Annotated in this window: 18 protein-coding genes, 1 tRNA gene and 1 pseudogene; 9 read left to right on the forward strand and 11 right to left on the reverse strand. The window is 61.5% G+C overall.

All coding sequences use genetic code 11. The features are described from left to right. Window positions 1-261: 261 nt before the first annotated feature. Window positions 262-1,413: a peptidyl-alpha-hydroxyglycine alpha-amidating lyase family protein gene (locus tag OKW40_RS29355; protein ID WP_429493028.1), complete on the forward strand. Its 1,152-nt coding sequence runs from the start codon at window positions 262-264 to the stop codon at window positions 1,411-1,413. A gap of 66 nt (window positions 1,414-1,479) precedes the next feature. Here OKW40_RS29355 and OKW40_RS29360 read toward each other — a convergent pair whose 3' ends face one another. The 9 genes from OKW40_RS29360 to OKW40_RS29400 form a co-directional block, all read right to left on the reverse strand. Continuing rightward, on the reverse strand, window positions 1,480-1,920 hold the full coding sequence (locus OKW40_RS29360) for a hypothetical protein (RefSeq protein ID WP_429352925.1): 441 nt from the start codon (window positions 1,918-1,920) through the stop codon (window positions 1,480-1,482). A 203-nt stretch (window positions 1,921-2,123) separates the two neighbouring features. Next, window positions 2,124-3,830 carry a fibronectin type III domain-containing protein gene (locus OKW40_RS29365; protein ID WP_429493029.1) on the reverse strand — a complete coding sequence of 569 codons (1,707 nt, stop codon included), beginning with the start codon at window positions 3,828-3,830 and terminating at the stop codon, window positions 2,124-2,126. A 231-nt stretch (window positions 3,831-4,061) separates the two neighbouring features. Beyond that, window positions 4,062-4,286, reverse strand: coding sequence for a hypothetical protein (locus OKW40_RS29370; protein WP_184072767.1), 225 nt, complete (start codon window positions 4,284-4,286; stop codon window positions 4,062-4,064). Window positions 4,287-4,401: 115 nt separating this feature from the next. Continuing rightward, a complete protein-coding gene (locus OKW40_RS29375) occupies window positions 4,402-4,824 on the reverse strand; it encodes a hypothetical protein (RefSeq protein WP_429493030.1) in 423 nt (140 codons plus the stop codon). A gap of 29 nt (window positions 4,825-4,853) precedes the next feature. Beyond that, the gene (locus OKW40_RS29380) at window positions 4,854-6,803 is read right to left on the reverse strand and encodes a putative bifunctional diguanylate cyclase/phosphodiesterase (protein WP_429493031.1); all 1,950 of its coding nucleotides are present in this window, start codon (window positions 6,801-6,803) and stop codon (window positions 4,854-4,856) included. 331 nt (window positions 6,804-7,134) lie between these two features. Then, the gene (locus OKW40_RS29385; protein WP_090807654.1) at window positions 7,135-8,076 is read right to left on the reverse strand and encodes an ABC transporter substrate-binding protein; all 942 of its coding nucleotides are present in this window, start codon (window positions 8,074-8,076) and stop codon (window positions 7,135-7,137) included. A 117-nt stretch (window positions 8,077-8,193) separates the two neighbouring features. Continuing rightward, window positions 8,194-9,222: an ABC transporter permease gene (locus tag OKW40_RS29390; RefSeq protein ID WP_429493032.1), complete on the reverse strand. Its 1,029-nt coding sequence runs from the start codon at window positions 9,220-9,222 to the stop codon at window positions 8,194-8,196. A gap of 13 nt (window positions 9,223-9,235) precedes the next feature. After that, entirely contained in the window at window positions 9,236-10,753 is a 1,518-nt protein-coding gene (locus OKW40_RS29395; protein ID WP_429493033.1) for a sugar ABC transporter ATP-binding protein, read from the reverse strand. Between the two features lie 91 nt (window positions 10,754-10,844). Continuing rightward, complete coding sequence (locus OKW40_RS29400; RefSeq protein ID WP_429493034.1) at window positions 10,845-11,606, reverse strand: GntR family transcriptional regulator; 762 nt, start codon at window positions 11,604-11,606, stop codon at window positions 10,845-10,847. A 191-nt stretch (window positions 11,607-11,797) separates the two neighbouring features. Here OKW40_RS29400 and OKW40_RS29405 point away from each other — a divergent pair, with 191 nt between their 5' ends. The 4 genes and pseudogenes from OKW40_RS29405 (at window position 11,798) to OKW40_RS29420 (ending at window position 15,618) form a co-directional block, all read left to right on the forward strand. Continuing rightward, window positions 11,798-13,093: an L-fuconate dehydratase gene (locus tag OKW40_RS29405; protein WP_429493035.1), complete on the forward strand. Its 1,296-nt coding sequence runs from the start codon at window positions 11,798-11,800 to the stop codon at window positions 13,091-13,093. 15 nt (window positions 13,094-13,108) lie between these two features. Then, window positions 13,109-13,296 (forward strand): annotated as a pseudogene (locus OKW40_RS29410) (RidA family protein); the annotation flags it as partial. A gap of 27 nt (window positions 13,297-13,323) precedes the next feature. Then, complete coding sequence (locus OKW40_RS29415; protein WP_429493036.1) at window positions 13,324-14,520, forward strand: aminotransferase class V-fold PLP-dependent enzyme; 1,197 nt, start codon at window positions 13,324-13,326, stop codon at window positions 14,518-14,520. Between the two features lie 78 nt (window positions 14,521-14,598). Then, on the forward strand, window positions 14,599-15,618 hold the full coding sequence (locus OKW40_RS29420; RefSeq protein ID WP_429493037.1) for a D-cysteine desulfhydrase family protein: 1,020 nt from the start codon (window positions 14,599-14,601) through the stop codon (window positions 15,616-15,618). Between the two features lie 93 nt (window positions 15,619-15,711). On the opposite strand, the gene OKW40_RS29425 is transcribed toward OKW40_RS29420, so the two are convergent. After that, window positions 15,712-15,796 (reverse strand) — tRNA-Leu (locus OKW40_RS29425). Window positions 15,797-16,061: 265 nt separating this feature from the next. Here OKW40_RS29425 and OKW40_RS29430 point away from each other — a divergent pair. The 4 genes from OKW40_RS29430 (at window position 16,062) to OKW40_RS29445 (ending at window position 18,787) form a co-directional block, all read left to right on the forward strand. After that, window positions 16,062-16,259, forward strand: coding sequence for a hypothetical protein (locus OKW40_RS29430; protein ID WP_162634082.1), 198 nt, complete (start codon window positions 16,062-16,064; stop codon window positions 16,257-16,259). 49 nt (window positions 16,260-16,308) lie between these two features. Further along, entirely contained in the window at window positions 16,309-16,965 is a 657-nt protein-coding gene (yfcF, locus tag OKW40_RS29435) for a glutathione transferase (protein ID WP_429493038.1), read from the forward strand. Window positions 16,966-17,552: 587 nt separating this feature from the next. Then, window positions 17,553-18,278 (forward strand): cytochrome c oxidase assembly protein, encoded by a 726-nt coding sequence (locus tag OKW40_RS29440; RefSeq protein WP_260321208.1) that lies wholly within the window; start codon window positions 17,553-17,555, stop codon window positions 18,276-18,278. After that, complete coding sequence (locus OKW40_RS29445; protein ID WP_429493039.1) at window positions 18,275-18,787, forward strand: CopD family protein; 513 nt, start codon at window positions 18,275-18,277, stop codon at window positions 18,785-18,787. The genes OKW40_RS29440 and OKW40_RS29445 overlap by 4 nt, the downstream gene beginning before the upstream one ends. Here OKW40_RS29445 and OKW40_RS29450 read toward each other — a convergent pair. Continuing rightward, complete coding sequence (locus tag OKW40_RS29450) at window positions 18,751-19,263, reverse strand: DUF2231 domain-containing protein (RefSeq protein WP_184040085.1); 513 nt, start codon at window positions 19,261-19,263, stop codon at window positions 18,751-18,753. The genes OKW40_RS29445 and OKW40_RS29450 overlap by 37 nt on opposite strands. Between the last annotated feature and the right edge of the window lie 27 nt (window positions 19,264-19,290).

Genomic DNA, 19,290 nt, shown 5'->3' on the forward strand with positions numbered 1-19,290 from the left:
TGTGTGATGGACCAACGCGGGACTAAAGCGGACCTAAGCAGTCGCGGTCTTACATAGTAGCAAAGCGGGCTGGCTCGCGACGCCGAGCGGTACCGCGCCGCCGCGCGCCGCGACCTGGACAGCATCTGCCACCACCAGCACGTGATCGCGCATAACGGGAAGTGTCTCTTTCAGCATCGCCAAAACGATTTAGCCATTAAACGTTTTGTGCACTAGGCTTGCCTTTGCACACTTCAAGCGATGGACCAAAGGAGACAACGAATGAGCGAGCGATACGAGTCGTTTTGTGCATGCTGCGGCGGTCCCGACCACCGGGCGATGAGCCGACGGACTTTCATGAGCCTGCTTGCGGGTAGCGCCGCCGGAATCGCCATGCCGTCCGCGTTCGCCGCGGACACACCCGCCGTGCCCACGATTGCTTATGACTCGATTGCCAACCCCGTACGTTTGCCGAACGACAGGTACTTCGGTGAATGCTCGGGCGTCGCGCTCAATTCGCATGGCCATATCTTCGTGCTGTCGCGCGGCAACACCACCGGCCCCGCATATGGCGCGGCCGCCGCGCAACTGCTCGAGTTCGCGCCCGATGGACGCTTCGTGCGCGAGATCGGCCACAACCTGTATGCGTGGTCGTTCGCGCACACGGTGAAGGTGGACCGGCACGACAACATCTGGGTCACCGACAAGGGCTCGGACATGGTGATCAAGTTCACGCCGGAAGGACGCGTTGCGATGGTGTTCGGCCGCAAGCAGGAAGCATCGGACGAGGAGACCGCGCCGCTCAAGCATCCGAATCCGCCGCTGCCGTCCGAACCCGGACGCTTTCGCCAGGTGACCGACGTCGCGTGGGACAAGGCGGGCAACACCTATATCAGCGACGGATACATCAACTCGCGCGTCGCGAAGGTCGATCGCGACGGCAACTGGCTGAAGTCATGGGGCGATCGCGGCACGGGACCGGGGCAGTTCCATACGCCGCATAGCATCGCGGTGGATGCGCACGGCCACGTTTATGTGGCCGATCGCAGCAACCGGCGCATCCAGGTGTTCGATACCGAGGGCACGTTCCTGCGCCAGTTCACGATCGACGTACCGGTGCCGCCGGACGCGCGCCCCGCGATCGGTAACATGCCGAGTGAAGCGGACCTCGCCGCGGGCACGTTCGCGCCGGGCTCGCCCTGGGCGATCTGCATCTCGCCGGGACCGAATCAGGTGCTCTATAGCGCCGACGCGTTTCCGGGCCGCATCTACAAGATGACGCTCGACGGCAAAGTGCTCGGTGTGCTTGGCAAAGCGGGCAAACAGCCGAAGCAGTTCGGCTGGATTCACGAGATGGCGTGTCCTTCGGAAAACGTATTATTCGTTGCCGAGTTGCTGAACTGGCGTATTCAGAAACTGGTTCTGCATGCGTGATGGACGAGGGCCGCTGCATTCGTCTGTGATGCGGACGCGGACCGGCCCTGTCGATGTCGTGCCGTCTCAGTCGTAACGACGATGCTTATGATGGTGCTTGCCCGATTGGTGGCCGCGGGAGTAGTCGTTGGCATACGAGTTCGAGCGCGAGATGTTGCCGCCGAGCGCCGAACCCGCGCCGCCGCCGAGCGCGGCGCCGACCAGGCCGCCGGTGCGGCCGCCCATCGCGTTGCCGGCCGCGGTGCCCGCCCCGCCACCGAGCGCGCCGCCAATGATCGCGCCGGTACGTTCGTGACGATTCGACGTGACCGCGCCGCCCGCCCCGCCGCCCACCGCGCCGCCGATCACCGCGCCGGTGCTGCCGCCCACCGCGCCGCCGACTGCCGCGCCAGCGACGCCACCGAGCGCGCCACCGAGCATGTTGTTCATATCACCGGCGAGTGCCGGCAACGACGCCGCGGCGCTCAATGCAGCCACGGCAACCATCTGGATGATTTTCTTCGACATATCGGGTCTTTGTTTTAGTGAGACGGCGCCGAGTATAGCGGGGCTTTCGAAAGGCCTTTGTAACCACGACAGTCCGTGGCGGTAAGACGTGTAACAAAATGAATGGGGCATTGTTTTTTGCGGTGACCGTGAAAAAACAAGGGCCGCTCGTGATGAGCGGCCCCTGAAAATTGAATGCCGATCAGTGAATCGAATCTATCCTTCTACCCGCGCCGCTTCTTCTTCAATTCGATCGTCTCGAACAGATCATATTCCGGTGTCGGCGTCTGATCCGCGCCCGGCGCATGGTAGTAGTTCATCGTGATCGTGGTGTCGCCGCCGGGCTGCCCCGGATCGTAATCGAACACCGCGATGCCGTAACCGGTGCCGGTGTCGCGTTGGGCGGACCAGATCGCGTCTTCGACCGCGTCGGCGCTCGCGCGCACGAACGTGCCCGCGGTCGTCGACGGCACCGGGCGATTCGGCTTCGTGAAGATGCGCGCTTGCGGCAGGCCTGTGCCGGTATCGACGCCGTACACGTCGAGCGGCGCGCTCGTGCCGCCGCCGCCGAGAATCAGGTGGATCGTGCCGTGGCTCGTATCGAACGTCGATGCACCCGCCGATACCGCCGACATGATCGGCTTGGGCTGCAACGTATCGACCGGGTGCCCCGTCGCGATGTCGGTGCCCTTGTTGTGATTACAACCGCGCACCGGATAGCTGCGCTCGTAGTCGTGATCGTGACCGCACAGCACGAGGTCCACACCATAGCGATCGAACAGCGGCAGCCACGCTTCGCGAATGCCCTTGTCGGAACCATTGCCGGTCTTCGACGAGCTGAGCGCGTCCTGATGCATCTGCACGATGATCCAGTCCACGTCGTTATCGTGCGATGCATGCTGCAGCACTTTTTCGAGCCAGCGTGTCTGCTCGCCATTGCTATAGCCGCGCACGTATAGCGACGTGCCCGCCGGAATCGGCGGATTGCCGGTACTCGCGACCGGCGTCAGCGGCGCGGGCCCGGCGACGAAAGCGGCGGCGTCCTGATAGACGACGTCGTCCGCATCGAGCGAAATGAACAGCACCGAGCCGACGCGGAAGCTGTACCAGCGGCCCGGAAAACGCGTGTGATTATCGGGCAGCACGTAGCGCGACAGATACGACGCAAGGCCCTGCTCGCCGTTGTTGAATTCGAGCTCGTGATTGCCGGGACACGGCATCCACGGCCGGTTCGACGCCGACGTCTGCGCGTTGTCGCCGAAGTCGCGCCACACCTCGGGCTGCTGCGTCGGATTCAGATTCGCATAGCAGAGGTCACCGTTCAGCAGATGGAAGAGCGGCTGAAAGCGCTCGACGGCCGCCACCGCGAAGCGGCTTTGCGGCGACGACAGCACCCAGTTCGTATTCGGCGTAGCGAGATCGCCGTAGCTCGTCCAGCGAAACGGCGCGCGGCCGCGCGGCGCGGTACGAAAACTCGCGGTGAAGGGTTGCGCTGCATTGCCGTCGTTATCGGCCGTCACTTCGTACTGATAGCTCGTGTCGGCCTTCAACTCGCGCACGCGCGCGTGATAGTTGAATACGACCTCGCCGTTGATGCCGTCGGTGTACGTGCTTTGCACCGCGTGCACCGTATGTTTCGCGTGGTCCCCGTTATTGACGCCGCTTATGCGCACCTGCGGATTGACCGCGGGCGCGAGCGACGACCACGACACGGTAATTTCGCTCGTCGGGTCGCGGCCCCAGGTCAGATGGATCTGTTCGGGCGTGCCATCGGGTGTGCCGCTATTGGCGCCGCGCGCGGTCGATGCGAGCGCGCCCGCCGCCGTCGCGAGACTCGATGCGCCGGCGAACTTCAGAAAGCCGCGACGCGAGACGATCGATGCGCCGTGCTCATCGGCAGGCGTTGTCTTGACGATTTTTCTGTTCGACATGTCCGGTATGGTTGTTCAGGTGGAAGAATGCCAGCGCAAAACAACGCCCCGCGGGGCGAGCGCGGACGGAAAGTGACGGACGATCGTAGCCGGACGGCGATGACAGCCCGATGAAACATCGGGCGAATAGCGGAAGGAGAGTTCGATATCGAAAGGTTTATAAACACAGATTGCCGGTGCAGCGCGTGATTCGATCGCGCGCATGCAACCGGCAATCCGCTTGACGTCCGTTCAGGTCTGGGAGCTTGTATCGTCCGCGGCTTGAGCGTTGTCGGCGTCGTCCTGCTTCTCTTCTTCTTTCTTTTCCACCAGCGATTCCAGCTTTCCAGCGCCTTCGAAACCGGCGATAGCGGCCACGCCTTTGGTCAGCAGACCCGCTTCGGGATCGACTTTCTCCGCGGCTTCAACGGCGGCAACCGCACCGGCAATCTTGCCCACTTCGTCCAGAAGTCCCATGTCGTGCTCCCACAAAAATAAGTGAAATTGCATCGTCTCACGAACTTCGCGGCATGTCCTCAAATGTTAAACCGCTTGACCATGAAGCTTTCGGACTGAAATTTAAGCGGCTGCCTCACACGCGCGCGGGCGGCTGCGGATTGTTTCCGGGATTCGTGTCGTACCGTGACACGCGAACAATACCGTTCGCGTCGATCAGCTTCGACAAGCCGGCCTCGAGAGCATCGGCGACGTCCTTGTCATACACTTCGTCGCCATTCACATGGAGCGTGAACGACTGCAGGTACTTCGCTTTCTTCTGCGGGTTCTCGATGGTTTGCCGTGTCCATTGATAAAGCGGGTAGTTCTCGATGCCCATTCTCTGCGCTTCGCTCACGTAGTCCGCGAATGCATCGAACTGGCATTTGAGCGTTGCGTGATGCGTTTGCAAAATGGCACGTAGCGCTGGATGCGCGGCGCACGAAGGGTCCGCGCGCAGCGAGTTGGCAAGTTCCATCGACGCGGTGATTCGCAGTTGAAATTGCAAGGGAGACGACATCACGACCTCGATCGCATCGGTAACGGATATCAAAAGTCCGCAGGCGCGGCCTTGTCGGCGACACGCGCGTCGAGCACCGCTTCGCACTGCTCGATTTCTTCGTTGCACATCGGCTTGCCGAGCAGATAACCCTGCGCATGCGTGCAACCGCATACGCGCACGAAATTGAGCTGCTCCTGGGTTTCGATGCCCTCGGCCGTGGTCGGCATGCCGATCTCGCGCGCCAGCGCGACGATGCCGCGCACCACGGCCGCCGATTCGCGCCGATGCACGGACTCGCGGACGAACGAACTGTCGATCTTCAGCTTGTCGAACGAGAAGCGCACGAGCGTGGACATCGTCGAAAAGCCGGTGCCGAAGTCGTCGAGCGCCAGCCCGATACCCAATGCGCGCAATCTGGTGATATTGCGGCGAGTCACTTCGTCGTCGTTCAGCAGTGCCGTTTCCGTGACCTCGAGATTGAGCCGCGTCGGCGGCAGCCTCGTTTTCCGAAGTATTGCCGTCACCGTCGATGCGAACGATTCCTCGCGCAATTGCACCGGCGATACATTGACCGCGACGATCACCTTGTCGCGCCACGCCGACGCCGCCATGCACGATTGCAGCAGCACCCATTCACCCAATGCGAGGATCAGGCCGGTGCGCTCGGCGGTCGGAATGAACGCGGACGGCGACAACTCGCCGCGCGTCGGATGGGCCCAGCGAATCAGCGCCTCGCGGCCCGCTACCGCGCCGGTATGCAGATCGATGATCGGCTGATACTCCATGCGCAAACCATCGAACGACTTCAGCGCGCCTTCGAGGTCGCTGCGCAGCAGGCTCAGGCTTTCGTCGGATACGTGCTTCTCGGCATCGAAAATCGCAAACGCGCTTTTGCCGCTGCGCTTGACGCCGTACAACGCGCGGTCCGCGCAGATCAGCAATTGCGGACCCGTTTTTGCATGTTCGGGATAGAGCGCGATGCCGACGCTCGCGCCGATATGCACGAGCGCTTCGCTCAACACGAACGGCCGCGCCAGCGTTCTGACGATGCGATCGGCCAGCACGCGCACGTCGCGAAGCTGCCCGGCGTCGTCCGAAATCGCGACGAACTCGTCGCCCGCCAGGCGGCCAACGTGGTCGCCGCTCGGCAGCAGATCGCGCAAACGGGAGGCCGCTTCCTGCAGAATCTGGTCGCCGGCGGCATGACCGAGACTGTCGTTGATCGCCTTGAAGCCGTCGAGGTCGATCAGCAGCACCGCGAACGCCTCGCCCTGCCGCGTCGAACTCTCGCCGGTGCGTTCGATCAGCAGCTCGTTGATACGCGCGCGATTCGGCAAACCGGTCAGGCTATCCTGGCGCGCGAGGCGATGACTGTTTTCCCGCGCGAGCAGCAACGCAACGGTGTCGCGATTACTGCGCAGCGCGACCGTGAAGAAGCCGGCCGCGCAAAACGGAGCCTGAAATAGCAGCACGAGCTTGCCATTGCCCGGCGACATCGCCGCGCCGACACTCAGAAAGCCGAGAATAAAAACGATCTGCAATAACGCAAGCCGCGGCGTGCCCGCATTGCGTCCGGACAATCCGCCGATCACACCGACCGCACAGACGTTTCCAAGCAGAAAAAGCGTGGGACTTCCGCTGATATTGCACAGGAATGTGCCAAACCCGAATAACGCGCTCCACAACAGACTCGCGAAAATAAACGCGGAAGTCGGCGTGGGCAGCCCAAGGGCTGCCCGCGTGCGGCATAACCAGATCAGCGTGAGCCGCGCGATCAGCAATGCGACGACCGCAATACCCCACGCGGCATATAGAGGAATCGGATAAAGATAATACGCGGTTGCGCATACGCTGATTTCGCAAATCGACGCGAAAACGATCGATGCGGTTCGCGTGAACAGGTTGGCAAGCAGGATCTGCCGGTTGTCCGGACTCAGGTTCTGGGCCGAGGACACGACCCACCTGGAAAATGGAGACCTTGGTTCGGTAAAAGCCATGACCTGCGCATTCGACGGTGGGTGGGTCCGAATCGGCATGCGAATGGACGGCTCGTGCAGCGATTACATCAACATAAAGTATCAGATTAATGCATGCAATGGTGTGAAATGACCGGCAGCCGTGGATCAAAAGCACTGCATGAGCGCGAATCCCGACTTGCTCGATGGAGTACGAGCGTTCGGATAACATGTTGTTGCGGCACAACGGACCGCTCGATATAGCGCGATTCCGAAGTTGCGGAACGGCAATAAAAAAAGAGGAAGATCGTGGCTCTCCCTCTTTGATGATTGTCGCAGCCTCGGCTTGCCGAGTCGCGATCGCCGGCCTCGCTTAGTCGTACAGCACGGCTGCGATCTTCGGATCGTTCATGTTGGTCTTGTCGTACCAGTAAAAACCGGTGTCGATCTTCTTCGGCAGCTTCTCGCCGTGCAGCGCCTTGACCGCCGAGTCGACCGTGCATTTGCCGATACCGACCGGATTCTGCGTAATCGCGCCGGCCATCAAGCCCGACATGATGTTCTCCTTCTGCTCCTTGCCGGAGTCGAAGCCGATCAGCACGAGTTTCTTGCCCGATTCCTTGACGCCGATCGCCGCGCCTTCCGCGGAACCTTCGTTTGCACCGAAGATACCCTTCAGGTTCGGATTCGCCTGGATCATGGTCTTGGCGATTTCCGCGGACTTCAGGTGATCGCCGGCGCCGTATTGCACGGACACAATCTTGATGTTCGGATGCTTCGACTTGATCTGATTGACGAAACCGTCGCGGCGATCGACACCAGTGCGGCTCGTCTGGTCGTGCACGATCACGCCGACTTCGCCGGAATTGCCGATCAGCGCGGCCATCTTGTCGGCGGCGAGCGCGGCGGCGGCGACGTTGTCCGTCGAGCAGGTCGTCAACGGAATATCGCTGTCGACGCCCGAGTCGAATGCAATCACTGGAATCTTTTCGTTCTGGGCGCGCTTGAGCAAGGGGATGGCCGCCTTACTGTCGAGCGCCGCGATGCCGAGCGCCTGCGGCTTCTTCGCGAGCGCGGCCGACAGCATGTCGATCTGCTTATCGACCATCGCTTCCGTTTCCGGTCCCTCGAACGTGATCCTGACGTTGTTCGCTTTCGCGGACTGCTCGGCGCCCGATTTGACGGCTTGCCAGAACTGATGCTGGAAGCCTTTCGAAATAAGCGGAATATACGGCTCGTCCGCATACGCGAGACTACTTCCGCCGACGAGCGCACCGACACCGACCACGATACCGATCAGTCTTCTCTTCAACATGGGGCCTCCTCCAATGGTTGGGCTATCAAGCCGCTATCGAGCTTTCGAGGGAGCCTTCACGTGCCCTCTCTCTCCTGCTCCTGCGTTCCCTGCTTATTTGCTGCTTCTGCTCCTGCGTCAACTTCTCCGGCTGCGCCGCAGGATGTCCGCATACACCGCCAGAATGATGATCAAACCGGTCACGACGATCTGCCACTCCTGCGCGACCGACATGATGCGCAGTCCGTTGGTCAGCACGCTCATGATGAAAGCGCCGATGATGGTGCCGAGTATCGTTCCCGAACCGCCGCTCAACGACGTGCCGCCGATCACGACCGCCGCGATCGCATCGAGCTCGTAGCCTTGACCGAGCGCCGGCTGCGCCGAATTGAGCCGCGACGCGATCAGCAGACCCGCGATGCCGCAGATAGCGCCACCCACGCCGTAAATCGCGATCTTCCAGCGATCGACATTGACGCCCGAGAGCCGCACCGCTTCCTCATTGCTGCCGAGTGCGAACGTATAGCGGCCGAGCGCGGTGCGATTGAGCGTAATAGAGCTGACGATCGCGAGAAAGAACAGGATCAGTACCGCATTCGGAATCGGCACGCCCGGCAGGAAATAGCCGATCAGCGAATCCTGGGAAATACGGTAGAAGTTCTCGGTATCGGTGAAATAGATCGGCTTGTCCGCCGACACGACGAGTGAAAGACCTTTGAGCAACATCATCATGCCGAGCGTCGCGATGAATGGCGGGATCTTCATTTTGGCGGTCAGCGTGCCCGATACCGTGCCGCATACCGCGCCCGTCGCGAGTGCCGCGAGCACGCCCGTCCACATCGGCAGATGCCAGTACGTGAGAAACACGCCGCAAATCACGGCGGTAAATGTCATCAACGTACCGACCGACAGATCGATGCCGCCCGTAATGATCACGAACGTGGCGGCGATCGCCAGCACGCCGTTCACAGCTGTTGCCTGAAAAATGCCGAGAATGTTGTCAATCTGCATGAAGGCCGGCGATGCGAAGCTGAAGAACACCAGCAGCAGGATGAGGCTCGCGAACGCGAGCATCTTTTGCACGGCGGTCGGCGCGAAAATTCGGGCTTTCAGCCCGGAAGTGCGCCTTTCGTTGTCCAGCGCCGCGGTATCCGTTCGCAATGTCATGTCGTAGACCTCTTCAGGCTTGTACCGTTTTCAGGGTTTCGCGCAGCGTCGCGAGATGCATGATGCGCTCCTGCGTCGCTTCGCTGGCGGACAGCTCGCCGGTAATGCGGCCTTCGCACATCACGACGATGCGGTCGCTCATGCGCAGAACTTCCGGCAGCTCGGAGGAGATCATCACGATCGCCTTGCCTTGCGCCGCCAGCGAGCGCAGCAGCTTGTAGATTTCGCTTTTCGCGCCGACGTCGATGCCGCGCGTCGGTTCATCGAAGAACAGTACGTCGCAATCGCGCTCGAGCCATTTCGCGATCACGATCTTCTGTTGATTGCCGCCCGACAGAAGCCGCACCTGCTGCGTCGCCGAAGGCGTGCGAATCGCAAGCAGCTTGATGAAGTGCTGCGCTCTTTTGCGAATCTGCGCGCGGCGCAGAAACATATTGATTGACAGGAACTTGCCGAGATCGGCCATCACGATGTTCGATTCGACATCCATTCCCGTAGCGAGACCGAAGCGCTTGCGATCTTCGGACAGGTAGCCGATGCCGCGCTTGACCGCATCACTGGGCCTCTTGATCGACGCCTTCACGCCTTTCACGAGTATCTCCCCCGATTCGACCGGATCGGCGCCGAACACCGCGCGCGCGACCTCCGTGCGGCCCGCGCCCATCAAGCCTGCGAAACCGAGTATTTCGCCCTTGCGCAATTCGAAACTGACGTCGCGCACGAGCGGACCTGCGACGAGATTTCTCACTTCGAGCGCGAGTTCGCCTTTCACCGGCGCGCTCTCGACCGGCGTCACGTCGCCCAGCGTGCGTCCGACCATCATGCCGATGATCGTCTCGACGCCGGTGCCCTCGGTCGGCACGGTGGCCACATACTCGCCGTCGCGCATCACGGTCACGCGATCGGTGATCTGCTTCAACTCGTCCATCTTGTGCGAGATATAGACGACGCCGACGCCGCGCTCTCTCAATTGACGGATGATCCGGAACAGCTCGGCGATCTCGGCATCGTTGAGCGCGGACGTGGGTTCGTCCATGATCAGCACGCGCGAATCGAAAGACAGTGCTTTCGCGATCTCGACCATCTGCTGACTCGCGACGGTCAGCGTGCCGACCATCGTGCGCGGATCGAGTTTCACGTGCATGCGGGCGAGGATCTCGCTCGCCTGCGCATTCAGTTTGTCTTCATCGAGGAACAGACCCAGACCCTTGCGCGGCTCACGGCCGATAAAGATGTTCTGCGCGATGCTCAGATGATTCATCAGTTGCAGTTCCTGATGAATGATGCCGATGCCGACAGCTTGCGCGTCGCGCGGACCTTGAAAATCGACGGGCTTGCCGTCGAAGAGAATTTCGCCGGAATCGCGCGTATAGACGCCGGCGAGAATTTTCATCAGCGTCGACTTGCCCGCGCCGTTCTCGCCCATCAGCGCATGGACCTCGCCGGCCATGAGTTCGAACCGGACGTCATGAAGCGCTCTTACGCCCGGAAAGCTCTTGCAAAGATTGTTGACGGAAATGAGTGGGTTCATGTGCTGATCTGTCGACGGCTGCCTATATCACCAACGTTGTTACGGTGGAGCTTTTTACGGCTTGAACAACGGCTTTCATTCCAGCTTTCATTCAAGGCGCGAACAGGTCGGGCCGCTCTTTTGCGGACCGCTGCAATTCGGCGACGACCTGGTCGAGATGATCGTGCATCGCTTTCGCGGCCGCATCGCCGTCGCCGGCGCAAAGGGCCTTGAAGATGCTCTCGTGCTCTTCCAGCGTATGCGTGAGCCGTTCTGGACTCGCGAGCAATTGTCTCGCGCGGTCCAGCGCATTGCGCGACACCGCGACGATCTCCTTCACGCGCGGCAGCTTCACCGCGTCGAGCAGGATTTCATGGAAAGCCAGATCGAGCGCGTGAAACGCCAGACGTTCGCCACTTCCAGCCAGACTGCGCTGCTGATCGAGATTGCTTGCCAATGCGTCGAGCGTCGCCGTGTCGTGCATCAGCGCGACCCCACGCACCGTCTCGACTTCCAGTGCGCTGCGGATGAACAGATGCTGGCGGATGTCGTCGAGCGCGATCGGTTTGACGCGCGTGCCGCGTTGCGGCAAAACCTCGACGAGACCCGCATGCGCAAGCCTCGCCAACGCGGATGACACCGGAAAACGCGACACCCCCATGCGTTCGCACACGGCCATCTTGTCGATCATCATGCCGGGTTCCAACGCCAACGTAACAATCGCTTCTCGCAACGCCGCCTCGACCGCGTCGGTCAAGCTGCCGCGCTCGCCGCCGCCGACTTTTTGCAGTGCGACATACGGGTCCCCGGCGGCATTCTCAAGTTCGGTCGAGGAATTCACGAAGGCCTTGATTTCGAGAAGACATGCTAGCATGCTAGAAAGTGAATACCGCGTTGTCAACGCGTACAAATGCCTGGAAATAACTATGGATGCCTGGTATCTGGCAACTCCGGGCTTACCCGTATGCGCAGCAGGAACGCGCACACAGAGAACGTGCGCAAGAAACCGATCCGTCTGCGTCCGCAGACGACAAGCCGATAGCCACAGCCCCGGAGGGTGCGCAGATGACAACGATCACAAGGCTGTCCGTTCGGGACATCCGGTTCCCCACCTCACGTTCGCTGGACGGCTCCGACGCGATGAATGCCGCGCCGGACTACTCCGCCACTTACGTCACGCTCGAAACCGACACGCCGAATCTCACCGGCCACGGCCTCACGTTCACGATTGGCCGCGGCAATGAAATCTGCGTGAGCGCCGTGAATGCACTCACGCCGTTGATCGTCGGCAAGAAGCTCGAAGATATCGCCGCGAATATGGGCGCTTTCTGGCGCGCATTTACTTCGGATAGCCAACTGCGCTGGATCGGCCCGGACAAAGGTGCGATTCATCTTGCCACCGCGGCGGTCGTCAACGCGGTGTGGGACCTGTGGGCGAAATCCGTCGGCAAGCCGGTCTGGAAGCTGCTGGTCGACATGAGCCCGGAAGAACTCGTGCGCTGCCTCGACTTTCGCTACGTGACGGATGCAATCACGCCGCACGAAGCACTCGCGATGCTGCATCGTCATGCGAAGACCAAGGGCGAGCGCGAAAAGGAAATGCTCGCGCGCGGCTATCCGGCCTATACGACATCGGCGGGCTGGCTCGGTTACGACGACGACAAGATTCGCCGTCTCGCGCGCGAAGGCGTCGCGCAGGGATGGACGCATTTCAAGCAGAAGGTCGGCGGCGATCTGGAGGAAGACGTACGGCGCGCGCGCATTCTGCGCGAAGAGATCGGCGAGAACCGGAAGCTGATGATGGACGCGAACCAGGTGTGGGACGTCGATGAGGCGATCGCGAACATGCGCCGTCTCGCTGAGTTCGACCCGTGGTGGATCGAGGAGCCCACGAGTCCCGACGACATCCTCGGTCATGCTGCGATTCGCCGGCGGCTCGGTTCGATTGGCGTCGCAACCGGCGAGCATTGCCACAATCGCGTGATGTTCAAGCAACTGCTGCAGGCGCAAGCCATCGACTTCTGCCAGATCGACAGTTGCCGGCTCGGCGGGCTCAACGAAGTGATCGTCGTACTGCTGATGGCCGCGAAGTTCGGTGTGCCGGTGTGCCCGCATGCGGGTGGTGTCGGCTTGTGCGAGTACGTGCAGCATATTTCGCTGTTCGACTATATCTGCGTGTCGGCGTCGCTCGAGAATCGCGTGCTCGAATACGTCGATCATTTGCACGAGCATTTCGTGGATCCCGTGGTGATCCGCAACGGGCACTATATGCCGCCGCAAAGGGCCGGGTATAGCATCGAGATGCTGGAAGGGACGCTGGACAGGTACTGGTATCCGGAAGGAGAAGCGTGGCAGGAATGATGCTGGAGGGTAAGGGTTGGTGTCGTCGCGCAGATCGTCGCGGCGACGGGCGACCGGCTCGAGCGCGTGGCACGCATCGTGCGCCTGAACGTGTTCATCGCGAGCACGCCGGCCGTCACGCGCGCAGCGCGGTGGGTGTTGCGTCGCTGCCGGCAGGGGTCGCCGTCGAAGTCGAAGCGGTTGTCGCCTTGAAGAACGTCTGAATTGAACTCATACACTCGGAGCCGCCAATGTCTTCTCCGCCGTCGCCCGCTGTCATCGACGCAATACGTGCCCGCACACCCGGTGTGCGCAGTACCACGCACTTCAATCATGCGGGCGCGTCGCTGCCGTCGGCCGCCACGCTCGAAGCGATTCACGCGCATCTGTTGCGCGAAGCCTCGATGGGACCCATGGAAGCGGGCGCGGCTGCCCGCGAACAGACCGAACGGGCGCGCACGCTCGCCGCGCGACTGCTGAACGCTCAGCCCGCCGAGATCGCGTTGACGACGGGCAACTCGCCGGGCTGGGGCGCTGCTTTCGCGGCATTGGGTCCGTGGCGCGAGGGGCAACGCATCCTCGTTGCGCGGCACGAATGGGGCGGCAATCTCGCGACGATGCGCCTTCTGGCGCAGCGCGCGGGCGCATCGATAGAGACGATTCCTTCCGATGACAGCGGCAGGGTCGATCCTCGCGCGCTCGAAGCGATGCTCGACGACCGGGTCCGACTGATTGCGCTGACGTGGCTGCCGGCCAATGGCGGACTGATCAATCCGGCCGCCGCGATTGGGCGGATCGCACGCCGTCACGGCATTCCGTATTTCATCGATGCGGCGCAGGCCGTCGGACAGCTTCCGATCGACGTCGTCGAAGTCGGCTGCGATGTGCTGGCCGGCGCGGGCCGCAAGGCACTGCGTGGACCGCGCGGCACCGGGCTGCTATACGTCCGGAGGGATTTTCTGTGCCGCTTGACGCCGGCCTTCGTCGACACGTATTCCGCGCCGCTCGACGCCAATGGCGACCCTGTACTGCGCGACGATGCCGTGCGTTTCGAATCATCGGAAGCGTCGCTTGCACTGCATTGCGGATTGGCGAATGCATTGGACGAAGCGCTGGAAATCGGCATCGACAACATCCGCGCGCAGATCGACCGGACCGCGCAGACATTGCGCGAGCGGTTGGCCGCGATGGAGGGCGTGTGGGTGCTCGACCAGGGTGTCGAACGATCCGGTCTGGTGTCGTTCAACGTCGCCGGACTCGATGCCATGTCGGTGCGACGCGCGTTGGCGGCACAGGGCATTACGATCGGCTCGAATGGCGTCGCGTACACGCCGTTCGATATGACTAGCAGAGGGCTGACACAGATCGCGCGCGCATCGGTCAGCTATCTGACCACCGACGCCGAAGTTGATAAATTACTGGCTGGGATAGGGACGTTGACGCATTGAGCACTCGAGTCAAAGAGAACTTTGCGTCAGTCAAATGAATGGAAACGTCTCTTTCAACTCAATCGCGCGCACACGACCATGAACTCCGCCTCATCGCACCGCCTCGATTTATCAAAGTTTCCGCGCCATGCGCTTCTCGAAGGCCCGACGCCAATTCAGCACCTTGCGCGTCTGAGCGCTCGCCTCGGCGGGGCGGACATCTACGTCAAAAGAGAAGATCTGACGGGACTAGGTGGCGGCGGCAACAAGTTGCGCAAGCTCGAATTCCTGATTGGCGAAGCGCTCGCGCGCGGCGCGGACACCATCGTTACCGTCGGCGCGCGGCAATCGAATCATGCGCGCCTCACGGCGGCCGCGGCGGCTCGCGTCGGACTTCGATGCGAGCTGGTGCTGACGAGAACCGTGCCACGTTTCGACCACGACTACATGGAGAACGGCAACGTGTTGCTCGATGCGCTATTCGATGCGCGCGTGCATGACCTTCCCGGCACGGCCGACGCATTGCAATTCGCCGAGGAACGCGCGAACGAGTTGCGAGCGCAGGGCCGTAACGTCTATGTGTGTCCGTTGGGCGGTTCGAGCCCGGTCGGTTGTCTCGGCTACGCGGACTGCGCAGCTGAACTCGTCGCGCAATCGCAAGCGCAAAACGTGGCCTTCGATCGCGTCGTGGTGCCGAATGGAAGCGGCGGCATGCATGCGGGGCTGGTCGCGGGTTTTATTGCGCTGGGCGTGGATCCGTCGCGTATTGCAGCATTCACGGTGTATGGGAATGCTGGCCACGCGCGCACGGTTACTTTGGATAAGGCGAATCAGACGGTCCGACTGATCGACCCAGGCCTAAGCGTGAGTGATGACGCGATCTCGATCGACGAAGCGCAGCTCGGACCCGGCTATGGCGTTCCAACCGATAACATGCGCGCGGCTGTTCGGCTGATGGCATCGACGGAAGGTCTGTTGCTCGATCCCGTGTACAGCGGCAAAGCATTTGCGGGTCTTGTGGAAAACGTGAGCAACGGGAAGTACAGTACCGGACAGAAAATTCTATTCGTGATGAGCGGCGGTCTTCCGGGGCTATTTGCCTATCGGAACGAGTTCTGAGCGCAGAAGCGGAGACAACGCGATGGTCTGATACGGCCGCCGTTGTCTGAAGAAAGCGCGAAGCGCTTGAAGATTCGAATCGACGATTCGAAATGGTGCCCAGGGCGGGATTTGAACCCACACGCCTTTCGGCGCTACCCCCTCAAGATAGTGCGTCTACCAATTTCGCCACCTGGGCAGAGGGGCGCCATTGTATCAGCCTGATTATTTTTTTGAAGCCCCTCGCGCGATATTGTTCTGCAGTTGCAATACCGGTCGAAAAACCGACTGCGCGTTCACCCCGTATCGCTGCCCGGCGACCGATTCGAGCGCGGCCCGGCGCCTCGCAAGCGCTCGTAAGGTCTGACGCTTGTGGGCCGCTACTCGGGTGAATGCGACAAATGGCGGACCGCTATGCTCGTACGCTGATGCGCTGAAAGAGCGCCCTTCACGGCGAACATATCATGTCACCACGACGCACATCTTCTTCGCGACTTCGGTATCGTCTTTTTCTCGCGTCGCTGCTGACGTCGATAACGCTGCTGCAGGGTTGCGCAACGACGGCGGAGAACCTTGCCGTAGGATTTGGTCTCGGCGCGGTCGGCACCGTGTCGGCGTTAGGCTGCCTGCTCGCCTGCGAGATGGCCAATCCGCACTGGTGAGAGGCTGCACGGCGCGCGACGAGCAGCTAGTATTCGAAGCTCGACGTCAATGACTAACGAAAACGGAGCCCCTGTGGCACACCCGCCCTTTCACCTCTACGCCGACGCCCAATTCGCCAGCCCCTACGCGATGTCCGTCTTCGTGACGCTTCGCGAGAAGCGCTTGCCGTTCGACCTTTCGACCGTCGATCTCGCGAACAAGGCGAATCACGCCACCGACTATGCGGCCCGCTCATTGACGCGGCGCGTGCCGACCCTGATACACGAAGACTTTGCGTTATCCGAGTCGTCGGCGATCACCGAGTACCTCGAAGAGACTTTCCCGGACACCCCGGTCTATCCTCAAGATCGGCGTCCGCGCGCGCGAGCGCGCCAGCTGCAGGCCTGGCTGCGCAGCGATCTGCTACCGGTTCGCCAGGAGCGTTCCACCGAAGTCATTTTCTACGGATCGCGCGGCGGCCCGCTTTCCGCCAGCGCACAAGAAGCGGCACAAACACTCTTCGCCGCCGCCGATGCATTGCTTCCGGCCAATTCGCCAAATCTGTTCGGCGAGTGGTGCATCGCCGATACGGACCTCGCATTGATGCTCAATCGCCTCGTGCTGAATGGCGATCCCGTTCCGCACAAGCTCAAGGAGTACGCCACGCAACAATGGCAGCGCGCCAGCGTGCAGCGGTGGGTCCAATTGGAGCGTCCACCGCTATAAAGTCGACCGGCGTGGCTGCCGCCACGCCGAAAAGCCGTCGATAGAAGTAACAAAGACCAGCAAAATAGCTGAATACGAAAGTCTTAAAAGATGCGGTAAAAGCGAATATTACATTCGCGTTTTATCAGAGCTTCGCTGCTCCGCCATGGCCCGATTCCGCGCCCGCTCCCTTTGTTTCCTCGCGCGTACGATGCTGACAACGATCAGCACGATCGCAAGCAATGTCAATTCGATCATTGCGGGAATTCGGATGGGATCATGAAACATGGCGGGTCTCCGTCACATGATTTCATCATAGTACGCCGGGCAGGTCAGCCTGAAGTATTGCGCCGCACCATTGCAATCTTACCGCCGCCATTACACCGGCTTTTATCCAGCCGGCAAAAGCCTCGAGTGACAAATTGAAAACATTCTGTCACGCAAAAACTAACAGGATTCAGATAGCCGTCCCTAAACAGTTTATTTGCGCTAGAGTACGTGAGCGATCAGTTGGATCGTGAGCCGTCCCGACAATTCGAAGGCGTTATCTGTCACGCGTTTGCTTGCGTGTACTGAAGAAGCACCTGGACTCGTTGAAGACATCGCCCATGCCATATTTTCCTGTCGCCTACTGTGGTCCCGCGGCTGTCCCCGAAAGCTTGTGGCTGCGCTGGAATACGGATCCGCCATTGCTCGTCGCGCTCGCGGCGCTCGCATGGTTCGTGGCCAGCAACCGCTCGGCGAATGCACGGGCGGGATGGGGAGCCGTCGCATTGATGGCCCTCGTGTTCGTGTCGCCGCTCTGCGCGTTGTCCTCGGCATTGTTCTCCGCGCGCGTCACCCATCACATCATTCTGATCGCTGCCGTCGCCCCCCTGCTCGCCCTCGCGTTTCCGCTGCCGCGCCTCGCGCATCCGCCGCTCGTGCCGGTGGTCGCCGCTCATGCGGTGATCATCTGGCTGTGGCATGCGCCTGGGCCTTATGCGTGGGGACTCGCGACGGTACCCGGCTACTGGCTGATGCAGATTACTTTGCTTGGCAGTGCATGGCTCATGTGGCGCAGCATCTTCTCGCCGTCGCTGCCGACCGGCCCCGCGCTGATGGCGCTCGTCGCGACGATCGGCCATATGGGATTGCTCGGCGCGTTGATCGTGTTCGCGCCGGTGCCGCTCTACGTCGCGCACTTCGCGACCACCGCCGCGTGGGGGCTCACCCCGCTCGCCGACCAGCAACTCGCCGGACTGTTGATGTGGGTACTGGCGATGATCCCTTATCTCGCGGCAGGACTTTCGCTCGTCTGGTCAAGCCTGCGCGTCAGAGAGCCCGCGCTGTGACGACCCTGCTGAAGTTCATTCATCTGGCCGCGATCGCCGTCTGGTCGGGCGGTTTGATCGTGCTGCCGTATCTGTTCTGGCAGCGCCGCGGGCTCGCGGCGGGCACCGAACTCGACCGGCTGCACCGCATCACGCGTCTCGTGTTCGTGGAGTTGACCTCGCCCGCCGCTTTCGTCGCGATTGCGAGCGGCACCGTGCTGATTTTTCTGCAGGCCACCTTCGTCGAATGGTTCACCGCGAAGATGGTGTTCGTCGGCATCATGGCGATGCTGCATGTGCTGGCCGGCCTCGTACTGCACGATCTGTATCTGCCCAACGGCAGGTTCAGCCGTGCCTCGGCGATCGCGCTGACCATCGCTTATCTGATCGTGATCGTCGCGATCATCTGGATCGTGCTGGCCAAGCCTCACATCGACTCGAACCTGCTGGCCCCGCATCTGTTCGAGCCCGGTGGACTTGGCCGCTGGCTGCATCACTCCTTCGGCGAAACGAGAATTCCGACGCCATGATCGAACACGAGCTTGCCCCCATGCCAGCCGGCGAAGCCCGTCATCACCGAGCTGAGCACCGACAGCACGAGCCCATGCGGCAGGATCTCATCGGGGTAATAAAGGCGCACGCCCCAGTTCGCACCCGCGAGCGCGACGAGCGTCATCGCGGCGACCGCATGCGACCAGCTCGCCTCCTTCAGGCGGATACCGCGCACCAGCAGCAGCTCGGCGGTACCGACCACGCTCGCAGCCACGCCGCTCCAGAACGCGAAGCCGGCGGCCCACAATCCGGCGCGAATCCAGAACGGGTCGCCCGTCCACCAGTAGATTACGTCGACGCCCAACGTCGCGACGACGAACGCGATCGGGAAATGCACCATCATCACGTGAATCGGATGACCGACGAGCGCCACCACCGACCCCTTGTCGAGCCGCAACAGCTCGAGCATCACTTCGCTTCGCGTCTCGTTTCCAGCATTGCCTTTGTTTGCCATGGTGGTGTGCCCTCGCATCGGATGCCT

Source organism: Paraburkholderia sp. RAU6.4a, assembly GCF_050435625.1.
GTDB classification, from domain to species: Bacteria; Pseudomonadota; Gammaproteobacteria; order Burkholderiales; family Burkholderiaceae; genus Paraburkholderia; species Paraburkholderia tuberum.

What these genes read in the sequence shown, in the direction of transcription:
- OKW40_RS29355 (WP_429493028.1), top strand. Translation starts at nt 262, where the DNA reads ATGAGCGAGCGATACGAGTCGTTTTGTGCATGCTGCGGCGGTCCCGAC.
- OKW40_RS29360 (WP_429352925.1), bottom strand. Translation starts at nt 1,920, where the DNA reads ATGTCGAAGAAAATCATCCAGATGGTTGCCGTGGCTGCATTGAGCGCC.
- OKW40_RS29365 (WP_429493029.1), bottom strand. Translation starts at nt 3,830, where the DNA reads ATGTCGAACAGAAAAATCGTCAAGACAACGCCTGCCGATGAGCACGGC.
- OKW40_RS29370 (WP_184072767.1), bottom strand. Translation starts at nt 4,286, where the DNA reads ATGGGACTTCTGGACGAAGTGGGCAAGATTGCCGGTGCGGTTGCCGCC.
- OKW40_RS29375 (WP_429493030.1), bottom strand. Translation starts at nt 4,824, where the DNA reads ATGTCGTCTCCCTTGCAATTTCAACTGCGAATCACCGCGTCGATGGAA.
- OKW40_RS29380 (WP_429493031.1), bottom strand. Translation starts at nt 6,803, where the DNA reads ATGGCTTTTACCGAACCAAGGTCTCCATTTTCCAGGTGGGTCGTGTCC.
- OKW40_RS29385 (WP_090807654.1), bottom strand. Translation starts at nt 8,076, where the DNA reads ATGTTGAAGAGAAGACTGATCGGTATCGTGGTCGGTGTCGGTGCGCTC.
- OKW40_RS29390 (WP_429493032.1), bottom strand. Translation starts at nt 9,222, where the DNA reads ATGACATTGCGAACGGATACCGCGGCGCTGGACAACGAAAGGCGCACT.
- OKW40_RS29395 (WP_429493033.1), bottom strand. Translation starts at nt 10,753, where the DNA reads ATGAACCCACTCATTTCCGTCAACAATCTTTGCAAGAGCTTTCCGGGC.
- OKW40_RS29400 (WP_429493034.1), bottom strand. Translation starts at nt 11,606, where the DNA reads ATGCTAGCATGTCTTCTCGAAATCAAGGCCTTCGTGAATTCCTCGACC.
- OKW40_RS29405 (WP_429493035.1), top strand. Translation starts at nt 11,798, where the DNA reads ATGACAACGATCACAAGGCTGTCCGTTCGGGACATCCGGTTCCCCACC.
- OKW40_RS29415 (WP_429493036.1), top strand. Translation starts at nt 13,324, where the DNA reads ATGTCTTCTCCGCCGTCGCCCGCTGTCATCGACGCAATACGTGCCCGC.
- OKW40_RS29420 (WP_429493037.1), top strand. Translation starts at nt 14,599, where the DNA reads ATGAACTCCGCCTCATCGCACCGCCTCGATTTATCAAAGTTTCCGCGC.
- OKW40_RS29430 (WP_162634082.1), top strand. Translation starts at nt 16,062, where the DNA reads ATGTCACCACGACGCACATCTTCTTCGCGACTTCGGTATCGTCTTTTT.
- yfcF (WP_429493038.1), top strand. Translation starts at nt 16,309, where the DNA reads ATGACTAACGAAAACGGAGCCCCTGTGGCACACCCGCCCTTTCACCTC.
- OKW40_RS29440 (WP_260321208.1), top strand. Translation starts at nt 17,553, where the DNA reads ATGCCATATTTTCCTGTCGCCTACTGTGGTCCCGCGGCTGTCCCCGAA.
- OKW40_RS29450 (WP_184040085.1), bottom strand. Translation starts at nt 19,263, where the DNA reads ATGGCAAACAAAGGCAATGCTGGAAACGAGACGCGAAGCGAAGTGATG.